Here is a 461-nt window from a genome sequence, read left to right on the forward strand (position 1 = left end):
CAGCTTACCCGCAATCTTAACGAGCTTGGAGCGCAGTGTCTCCATCCGATTTGGCTTCATTCGCTCCGGCAAGCAGAGGCGGCGAAACCAATTGTTGAAGTTGTACGCCAGCATGGCTAATTGCAGCTTCATGACGTTGGTTTCAAAACCGGTGCTGCTCATCTTGTCGCAGGCGAATCCGTTCTTGGCTTCCTTGATGAAATTCTCCATGTGGCCGCGCTGAAAGTAGAAGCGAACGACATTCTTTGGCGATACCGTCATGTTCGTGGCGATAAACGTGAACTGAAAGAGGAGTTCGCCCGCAGGACGCTCCATCTTTACAACCACTCGGCGGGCACGACTCCATGAATCTGCTTGGTATTGAAACTCCCGATAATGAACTTGCCTCTCGTGCAGCTTGTCCGGATTCAGCACTTGATCGGCCATCGACTGCGCCGCTTTTTGCAGGCGGGCGTTGGCTT

General features: G+C 52.9%; 1 protein-coding gene. It reads right to left on the reverse strand.

The window, feature by feature from the left end; translation table 11 throughout:
• Positions 1-447: transposase (locus ACFO8Q_RS01105; protein WP_380023642.1), on the reverse strand; the 447-nt coding region annotated here is incomplete at its 3' end.
• Positions 448-461: the final 14 nt, after the last annotated feature.

The sequence above is a fragment of the Effusibacillus consociatus genome (genome assembly GCF_042652925.1).
Lineage (GTDB): Bacteria > Bacillota > Bacilli > Tumebacillales > Effusibacillaceae > Effusibacillus > Effusibacillus consociatus.